This window comes from Gemmatimonas sp. (genome assembly GCF_021298855.1).
Taxonomy (GTDB): Bacteria; Gemmatimonadota; Gemmatimonadetes; order Gemmatimonadales; family Gemmatimonadaceae; genus Gemmatimonas.
The window spans coordinates 24585-30857 of record NZ_JAJTHI010000047.1 but is presented as its reverse complement, the minus strand read 5'-3'; the positions used below and the strand labels follow the sequence as shown (position 1 = coordinate 30857).

Genomic DNA, 6273 nt, shown 5'->3' with positions numbered 1-6273 from the left:
GGGGAAGACGGACGCCGGAGCCCCGACCCCGACTGCGCCGTTCGGCCCCGACCCGGCCGCACCCGCGACTGCAGGAAGGACCCCGACCGTGGTGGCAGTACCCCGACTGCAGTGGCAGTACCCCGACCGTCGTGGCAGTACCCCGACCGCCCCCCCGACCAGCGACCCCGACCAGCAGCCACCGAGCACACGACGATCAGCGCATCGCCGCAAACGTGTCGCAGGCGCCCGGATCGCCCTGTTCGAAACCGCGCCGGAACCACTGCTGTCGATCCGCCGAGGACCCGTGCGTGAACGATTCGCGCTGCACGCGGCCACCGGCCATCTGCTGCAGGCGATCGTCACCCACCGCAGCGGCGGCGCCGAGCCCTTCCTCGAGGTCGCCCGGCTCCAGCATGCGCGCCCGCGCCGCGTCGTGCGCCCACACGCCGGCATAGCAGTCGGCCTGCAGCTCCATCGCCACCGACAGCGCGTTCTTCGCGCGCGGATTCTCCTGCTGCAGGCGCCGCACCTGCTGTTCGGTCCCCAGCACGTTCTGCACGTGATGGCCGATCTCGTGCGCAATGACGTACGCCTGCGCGAAGTCGCCGGGGGCACCGAACTGCCGGTGCAGCTGATCGAAGAACGACAGGTCGATGTACACCTTCTCGTCACCCGGGCAGTAGAACGGCCCGCTGGCCGACTGCCCCGTGCCACATGCCGTGGGCGTGGCGTCCCGGAAGAGCACCAGCCGCGCGGGGCGATAGCGCGACATCTGCCGCGCCCACGTGGCCTGGGCGCTATCGAGCACCACCGAGACGAACTGCACCATGCGCTCTTCTGCCGGATCGTTGAGCGGCGCCTGCTCGGCCGTGGGCATCGGTGCGCCCACCCCGCTCCCGCCCGTGATGGGGGTGACGAGGTCCGTCTTGAACACATAGCTCAGCACGATGAGCACGAGCATGCCGCCCACACCGAGCTTCATGCCGCCACCGCGGAAGCCGCCGCCGCCCATACCACCCGCACCACCACCGCCGCCGCGACGGTCTTCAATATTGCGACTGCGGCCACCAGGAGACCAACGCATGGGCCAGGTACGCGAAAGGGGGGAAGCACGTGGAGACGCGCGTGATCGGAACGGCGACGTGCAGACGCCGTCGTTTGAAACGGCGCCATGGAAACCGCGTCATGGGAACGGCGTCATGGATTACCACTTGAGCTTAACCGCGGGAGCACGACAGCGCAGCAACGCTACCGCAGTAACGCTGCCGCCGTGGCGATCGCGCCGTCTTCCATGACCCATGACGTCGTTCCCATGACGTCGTTCCCACGACGTCGTTCCCACGACGTCGTTCCCATGACGTCGTTCCCATGACGTCGTTCCCATGACGTCGTTCCCATGACGTCGTTACGCCGTTGACGGCCTCTATGCGGCCATCTCCGCCGCAAACGCCAGACTCACCGCACGCCGCGCGCCCCGCTTGAGCGCCCGCGTCACGTTGCGGGCGTAGCGCACGAAGTTGGCCCCGGCCCACGGGTGGCGGGCGAAGAACTCGAAGGGGAGCAGGTCGCTCTTGAGGCGATTGCACGGCGCGCACGCCACCACGAGGTTCCCGGGGTCGTGCGCCCCGCCGCGCGCCAGCGGCACTACATGGTCGAGTGTTGCCGTGCGCTGATCGAGCCGCGTGGCGCAGTACACGCACCGCTGGTTGCAGTAACGGAGCGCGCCTTTGCGCAGGGCCCGCTTGAGCGCCACGTGCACGACCGTCTTGACGGTCGGGCGCACACGGCCGCGGGTACGCACGGCGCCGCGCTTGGACGGACGGGCACCGCGGCCGGCGTCGTACGCGGCACCGTGGCTGAGCCGGAGCGCTGGTCGCCTGGGCATGCTCAGCCCCCCCGCCACGACAACGCCCCGGCGGAGGCAGCGAGCCTCTGGCCGGGGCGGCGGGGGACGAGGACGGGCCGGCGCCCGAACGGAGCCGACGACGGGAAGGCATTTGCCTCGCGCAGGCGCTGCGCATGGGAGACACCGCGAGTGGAGCGCATCATCCTCCTGGAACACCAAGTGGACACGCAAAACCGCCGGACCCTCGACTGCCACCTTGAATGACCGCGACACGCCGGTCTTGCCTGCATTCGCGACCACGGCGCGATTATGCGATCACGTATCTGCTCCCGTCAATAGTCGAGGGGCGAGGGAGTGACTCCCCCGCCCCTTCGTGACTACATCGCGACGCGCGCCGGCGCTCAGTCCTTCATGCCACTGTTGCGCAGCGGATCGCGCAGCATGCTGCCGATGCGCGCCGCCATGGCGTCCAGCTGCTGGCGGTTGGGCATGGCCGACCCCGGAAAGGGCAGCGGCACATCGAAACCGTCCTCCTCCCGCCGCGGAATCAGGTGAATGTGGTAGTGCATCACATTCTGCCCCGCCGCCTGCCCGGAGTTCACCACGATGTTCATGTCACTCGCGCCCGACGCCGTCTGTACCACCGGTATGAGCTTCGCCGCCACGGTGTAGAGGTGCATCCCCACCGCCTTCGGAATGTCCTGCAGCACTTCGTAGTGCTCCCGCGGGACCACCAGCACGTGCCCGGCATTCACCGGTTGGATGTCCATGAACGCGATGGCCGTGGAGTCTTCGTAGCAGATCGACACCTCGGCGGCACCACGGATGAGATCACAGAAGATGCAGTGTCCGGTCGACGGCTTCATCGGAGCGGTTGGGGCTTGCATGGCAGGGCAACGGGAAAGTCCAGACTGCACTTCGCAACCTGTGCTCCGGACCAATATCCGGCAAGCGACACGGGATCCCGATCCCGTCCCCGTTCGGGCACCGCTCGCCCCTCTCGACGGGGCTCGGTCCAGTCCGTCGGCCGCCAGCCCCCCGCCGGCGGCTGCACCCCGCTATCTTCCGGGGGTTATGGGGTATCCCGTTCTCTCCTGACTTTGACGATGGCCACTTCGACCCGTCCGAGCCGCGCCCGAAAGGGTGAGGCCAGCGACACGACTGGATCGCCCGCATCGGCGGACGCGTCCGCGGCCGCGCTGACGCGCGACCAGCTCGTTCATGCGTATCGCGTGATGTACACCTCGCGAAAGCTCGACGACAAGGAAATCCAGCTCAAGCGCCAGAACCGGATCTTCTTCCAGATCTCGGGGGCCGGGCATGAAGCCATCGGCGTGGCCGCCGGCCTCGTCCTGCGCCCCGCCTACGACTGGTTCTACCTGTACTACCGCGACCGCGCCCTCTGCCTGCAGCTCGGCATGACCCCCGCGGAGATGCTGTACAGCAGCGTCGGCGCCGCCATCGACCCCAACTCGGGGGGACGGCAGATGCCCAGCCACTGGGGGCACAAGGCGCTCAACATCACCACCGTCTCCTCGCCCACCGGGACCCAGTTCCTGCAGGCCGTGGGCAGCGCCGAGTCCACGCTGCGCGCCCGCCAGCTCGAGCTGAACGATCCCGCGTTCCCCGGCGACGACGTCACGCTGGTCACCACCGGCGACGGCACCACCAGCGAAGGCGAGTTCTGGGAGTCGCTCAACACGGCGTCCAACCTCAAGCTCCCCATCGTCTACATCGTCGAGGACAACGGCTACGCCATCTCGGTCCCCGTCGAGGTCAACACCGCCGGCGGCTCCATCTCCAAGCTCGTCGCGTCGTTCCCGGGGCTCTACATCCAGGAAGTGGACGGCTGCGACCTGCTCGCCTCGTACGAGGTGATGCAGCGCGCCGTGCAGTACGCGCGCGAGCGCAAGGGGCCCGCGCTGGTGCACGCCAAGGTCATCCGGCCGTATTCGCACTCGCTCTCCGACGACGAAGTCTTCTATCGTCCCCCCGAAGAGCGTGACGCCGACGCCGCGCGTGACCCGCTCACCACCTTCCCGGCGTGGCTCATCGCCAACGGGCACGCCACCGCCGAGGAGCTCCAGGCGCTGCGCGACACCGTGGACGCCGAGGTGCTGGCCGCCACCGACGACGCGCTCGAGCAGCCCATGCCGACGGCGGAGTCGGTGCCGTATGCCGTGTACTCGCCCGACGTCGATCCCACGTCGGAGCGCTTCGACACCGAAGACGATCCGCAGTTCGAGGGGGGGGCCACCACCATGGTGGACCTGCTCAACGCCTGCATGCGCGACGAAATGGCGCGCGACGAACGCATCCTCGTCTTCGGCGAAGATGTGGCCGACGTATCGCGCGACCAGTACCTCGGCAAGGTCAAGGGCAAGGGCGGCGTCTTCAAGGTGACGCACGGCCTGCAGAGCAAGTTCGGCAGTGCCCGCGTGTACAATTCGCCGCTCGCCGAGGCCAACATCGTGGGGCGCGCCATCGGGCTCGCGCACCGCGGCTTCAAGCCGGTGGTCGAAATCCAGTTCTTCGACTACATCTGGCCCGCCTTCATGCAGCTGCGTGACGAGGTGGCCACCATGCGCTGGCGCTCCAACAACGCGTTCAGCGCGCCCATGGTGGTGCGGACCACGTACGGCGGCTACATCCGCGGCGCCATCTATCACTCCCAGACCGGGGCCTCGCTGTTCACCGCCAACCCCGGCCTGCGCGTGGTATGCCCCAGCAATGCGCTCGACGCCAACGGCCTGCTGCGCACTGCCATCCGGTGCGACGACCCGGTCATCTTCCTCGAGCACAAGCACCTGTACCGCCAGACGTACAACAAGGGGCAGTATCCGGGTCCCAACTTCATGATCCCCTTCGGCAAGGCCAACACCCTGCGTGAAGGCACCGACGTGACGCTCGTGACCTACGGCGCCACCGTGCAGCGCGCCCTCGTGGCCGCCAAGCAGCTCGCCGAAGAAGGCGGACCGAGTGTGGAGGTCATTGACCTGCGCACCCTCTCGCCGTGGGACAAGGATGCCGTGTTCACATCGGTGAAGAAGACCGGCCGCGTGATCGTCGCCACCGAGGACTCGCTGTCGTGGGGCTACGGGGCGGAAATCGCCGCAGCCATCGCCGACGAGTGCTTCGCCTGGCTCGACGCCCCCGTGAAGCGCGTGGCCAGCCAGGATGTGTTCGTGGGCTACGCGCCCAGCCTCGAGGATGCCACGCTGCCGCAGGTGGAAACGTTCCGCCAGGCGTATCTGGATATCGTGGCGTTCTGAGCTAGCGGTCGAACTCTCCACTTAGGACTGAAACTACAAACGAGAAACTCCTCGCCACCCGCGGGGAGTTTCTCGTTTGGTAGTACGAGTCTTCAGTGGTCAGTCGAGCCTCACACCGGCGGCTTCTTCTTCAGCAGCCCGCCCAGCCCCTTCTTGAGCGCATCCTTGCCGCTGGGCTTGTCGTCCTTCTTCTCGTCCTTGGCGGCTTCGGCAGCCTTCAGGCTGTCCATCGTGGTACCGAGGCCCGCCATCATCTGGCTCAGGTCCACCACCTCGTACCCCTTCGGAATCTCGAACACTGCGGGGTCGATGTCGCCGGCCTTGAGCTCCGTCACTTCCATCGTCATGGTGTCGGCCGTGACCTTGCCCTTCTTGTCGGTCTGCGTGGACCAGGTGATGGTCTTGAGCGCGAGTCCCTTGCTGCCGTATTCGCTGGTGTACTTGCGCAGTTCAGCCTCGAGTTCGGGATTGCTGGCCTTCACCCCCGACGCGAAGGAGCGCGCCCACTGCTCCATGTTCTTCGGGCTCCCCAGATCCACCCCGGTGGCGATCCACTGATCGCTGGAATCGGTGGTCACCACCTTCTGATCGGGCATCATGGTGGCCTTGAGCTCCATGGTGCTCGAGTACCAGGTGCGCACGCGACGCGTCTTGTACCCCAGCATCGGCTCGCCCGCCCCCATGTCCTTGAAGCGGAAGGAGGTGTTGCTCACCGTCATCTTCAGCATGGGGTTGTTCATGAGGGCGCCGAAGCCGCTGCCGAAGCCCTCGGCCGTCATGACCATGGCCTGTTTGTCCTTGGGGTTCACGACGATGAACTTGCCCGTCCCACCCTGCACGATGACGTAGCCGTTCTTCTGGCCCATGGGCGTCATCCCTTCGAGATAGTCCATGCGGATGTTGCCATCCTGCATGCGCACGTCGGCGTACATGGCCCGCGATTCCCGCGTGCGCTTGTCGCTGCTGCTGGACGTGATGCGGTACTTGAAGGTGGCGCCGGTGGCACGAGCGGCGGCCCCGGTAGCGGTGGCGCGCGGGTGCCCCGGTCTGGCGGCCGTGAGCAGCAGCGCGCCGCTGCCCAGCGCGGTGAGGGCAGCCAGGGTACGCAGGGGACGGCCGTAGCGATATGTGATGCGCACGAGCACTCCGGAAGGACGTGATGACGGCGACGTC

At 67.3% G+C, this 6273-nt stretch carries 5 protein-coding genes; 1 reads left to right on the top strand and 4 read right to left on the bottom strand.

Features of this window, described 5'->3' with window-relative positions; translation table 11 throughout:
* Positions 1-196: 196 nt before the first annotated feature.
* The 3 genes from LW840_RS14060 to LW840_RS14050 form a co-directional block, all read right to left on the bottom strand.
* A complete protein-coding gene (locus LW840_RS14060) occupies positions 197-1066 on the bottom strand; it encodes a neutral zinc metallopeptidase (protein ID WP_291277205.1) in 870 nt (289 codons plus the stop codon).
* A gap of 339 nt (positions 1067-1405) precedes the next feature.
* On the bottom strand, positions 1406-1867 hold the full coding sequence (locus LW840_RS14055; protein ID WP_291277204.1) for an HNH endonuclease: 462 nt from the start codon (positions 1865-1867) through the stop codon (positions 1406-1408).
* Between the two features lie 362 nt (positions 1868-2229).
* The gene (locus LW840_RS14050) at positions 2230-2694 is read right to left on the bottom strand and encodes an HIT family protein (protein WP_291261225.1); all 465 of its coding nucleotides are present in this window, start codon (positions 2692-2694) and stop codon (positions 2230-2232) included.
* Positions 2695-2934: 240 nt separating this feature from the next.
* On the opposite strand from LW840_RS14050, the gene LW840_RS14045 reads away from it, so the two are divergent.
* The gene (locus LW840_RS14045) at positions 2935-5100 is read left to right on the top strand and encodes a dehydrogenase E1 component subunit alpha/beta (protein ID WP_291277203.1); all 2166 of its coding nucleotides are present in this window, start codon (positions 2935-2937) and stop codon (positions 5098-5100) included.
* Between the two features lie 110 nt (positions 5101-5210).
* On the opposite strand, the gene LW840_RS14040 is transcribed toward LW840_RS14045, so the two are convergent.
* Positions 5211-6245, bottom strand: coding sequence for a hypothetical protein (locus LW840_RS14040; protein ID WP_291277202.1), 1035 nt, complete (start codon positions 6243-6245; stop codon positions 5211-5213).
* Between the last annotated feature and the right edge of the window lie 28 nt (positions 6246-6273).